Here is a 2888-nt window from a genome sequence, read left to right on the forward strand (position 1 = left end):
TCAACTTAATACCTAAAAATTACAGTACGTTAGAATGGATGATCCCTGCGCCGGCGCAAGGTGCAATGGTGGTAGTTGCCATGGAAAATGATGCTTTTACGATCGACGCGGTTTCGCAATTAAATCATATTGAAACTGAAATTTGTACACACATCGAACGGCAATTTTTAAAAACCTTAGAAGGGGGTTGTACGGCACCAATAGGGGCTTATGCTAAATATGACGAAAATAATGACGAACTAGAATTTAAAGGAGTCTTGCTTTCAATTGATGGAAAAGAACGATTGTTTCTTGACAAAAAAGTTGCAGTATCGGAATGGAAAAAACTCGGATTTCATTCGGCACAAGAACTTTTAAATAATGGCGGGCATCAATTAATGGAAAAAATTAAAACGCAATTAAAAAAAGAGTAGTGGAAAACAATATTGGAATTTTAGCTACAAAGCGATTGGCCTCTAACCAAAAACAATTTTTATTGAATGCCGGTTTCTGGGTTATGGATGAAGATTTTATTGCGGTAAATCCCCTTAATTTTGAGAGTTCCGATACGCAAGATGTAGTAATTTTTACCAGTCAAAATGCCGTAGTACAGGTAGTAACACAAAAGGAGAATATCCGACACAAACCCGTACTTTGTGTGGGTGAAAAAACCAAACAACTATTGCTAGATCATGGTTTTTCTGTGTTAGATTGCCTCTCGAATGCCGAAGAATTAGTGAGAATTATTGAAAAAAAATATTGGAATAAAAGCTTTACCTTTTTTTGCGGGAAAACCAAATTAGATACCATCCCGCAATTTTTTAAAGAGCGAAAGCTTGCGCACCAAATTATAGAAGTCTATGAAACCCTAGAAACACCTATAAAAATAGCACCAAAAATGGACGGAATTCTGTTTTTTAGTCCTTCTGGCGTTTCAAGCTATATGAAAGAAAATAAAATTACAACCGAAATATGTTTTTGCATTGGATCTACCACCGCAACAGCTGTTGAACCATTTACAAGGAATATTATTATGGCAAATCAACCCACAGTAGAAAACGTAATTATTCAATGCATCAATTATTTTAAATCAACAAAAAATGATTAAAAACGACCTTTTTTTAAGAGCCTTAACAAATGAAAAAGTAGAACGCCCACCGGTTTGGATGATGCGTCAAGCGGGAAGATATTTACCAGAATTTAGAGCGTTACGCGACAAATACGATTTCTTTACGCGTTGCGAAACCCCTGAATTGGCGGCTGAAATTACCGTACAACCGATTCGAATTGTCAAACCCGATGCGGCAATATTATTTTCAGATATTTTGGTCGTGCCAAGAGCGATGGGTATTCATGTGGAATTAAAAGACAATTTAGGTCCGATAATTCCGAATCCAATCCGCACAGCACAAGATGTAGAAAAAGTGTTTGTTCCCGATGTCAATGAAACCTTAGGCTATGTTTTTGACGCCATCAAATTGACCAAACAAATGTTGAACGATGAGGTGCCATTAATTGGTTTTGCTGGTTCACCATGGACCATTTTTTGTTATGCAGTAGAAGGAAAAGGGTCTAAAAGTTTTGATACGGCTAAAGGATTTTGTTTCTCCAATCCTGTTGCAGCACATGTTTTATTACAAAAAATTACAGACACAACGATTTTATATTTGAAAGAAAAAGTAAAAGCAGGTTGCAATGCCATTCAAATCTTTGATTCTTGGGGCGGCATGTTGTCTCCAGTAGATTATCAAGAATTTTCTTGGCACTACATCAACCAAATTGTAGAAGCACTTGCAGAGGATACGAAGGTGATTGTTTTCGGAAAAGGGTGCTGGTTTGCGTTGGGCGAAATGGCAAAATCGAAAGCGTCGGCTTTGGGCGTAGATTGGACGTGTTCACCAAGAAATGCGCGCTATCTAACAGGCGGAAATATCACATTACAAGGCAATTTTGATCCGTCACGATTGCTTTCGCCAATTCCTGTCATCAAAAAAATGGTACACGAAATGATTGACGAATTTGGGAAGGACAATTACATCGTTAATTTGGGTCACGGCATTTTACCCAATATCCCTGTGGATCACGCAAAAGCTTTTGTGGACGCGGTGAAAGAATACAATAGATAAGCTGACAGCATATAGTTGTAAGTAATTCTAAAAATTATAATTCAATAAAACGGTATTGTTTAAAACAATTTAAAAGAAATGAAAGTAGCTATTTTAGACAAAAATGATATAAATATAGACATTAAAGAGCAAGTTTCTGAATTATTCCGTCAATTAAGTCCAAATAAAATTCAGTTAGATCTTGAAGAAATATTGAATGAGAAAAACCAAATTACAGTTGCATATTGTGAGGATAATAATAAAATAATTGGAATTGCATTAATGTGTACTTACAAAGTTATATCTGGGAAAAAGGGTTGGATTGAAGATGTAGTTGTAGACTCCGCTTCTCGCGGAAAAGGAGTAGGAAGAAAACTAATTAATTTATTAGTTCAAGTAGGTGAAGAAAAAGAACTTTCTGAAATACTGCTTTTTACTGAAGATCATAGATTGGCTGCAATAAATTTATATTCAAGTGTTGGATTTAAACATAAAGACAGTAAGATATATTCTAAGAAAAAATAACAAGAACTACGCACAACTGTCGTGAAGCGGCTGAACGCATAGCTAAAAGCTATTTAAATGAAAGACAAATTCTACCAATACATACAAAACCTACAAGATCAAATCTGTAAAGGATTAGAGGACATTGATGGTGTTGCCAAATTCCGAGAAGACATTTGGGAACGACCAGAAGGCGGTGGTGGAAGAACACGCGTAATTGAAAACGGCCAAGTTTTTGAAAAAGGCGGTGTAAATATTTCGGCGGTTCATGGAAAATTACCTGAAGCCATGCAAAAAATG

General features: G+C 36.1%; 4 protein-coding genes and 1 pseudogene. All 5 read left to right on the forward strand.

Annotated elements, in window-relative coordinates; genetic code table 11:
* Positions 1–413, forward strand: a pseudogene (locus ACIQ6Z_RS09815) (hydroxymethylbilane synthase); the annotation flags it as partial.
* Entirely contained in the window at positions 413–1087 is a 675-nt protein-coding gene (locus tag ACIQ6Z_RS09820) for a uroporphyrinogen-III synthase (RefSeq protein ID WP_396210698.1), read from the forward strand. The pseudogene ACIQ6Z_RS09815 and the gene ACIQ6Z_RS09820, both read left to right, overlap by 1 nt.
* Entirely contained in the window at positions 1080–2105 is a 1026-nt protein-coding gene (hemE, locus tag ACIQ6Z_RS09825) for a uroporphyrinogen decarboxylase (protein WP_396210699.1), read from the forward strand. Before ACIQ6Z_RS09820 ends, hemE begins: the two co-directional genes overlap by 8 nt.
* A gap of 78 nt (positions 2106–2183) precedes the next feature.
* Positions 2184–2609, forward strand: a complete 426-nt coding sequence (locus ACIQ6Z_RS09830) for a GNAT family N-acetyltransferase (protein ID WP_396210700.1) — start codon at positions 2184–2186, stop codon at positions 2607–2609.
* A gap of 57 nt (positions 2610–2666) precedes the next feature.
* Positions 2667–2888: coproporphyrinogen III oxidase (locus ACIQ6Z_RS09835; protein ID WP_396210701.1), on the forward strand; the 222-nt coding region annotated here is incomplete at its 3' end.

This window comes from Flavobacterium sp., assembly GCF_044376915.1.
Taxonomy (GTDB): Bacteria; Bacteroidota; Bacteroidia; order Flavobacteriales; family Flavobacteriaceae; genus Flavobacterium.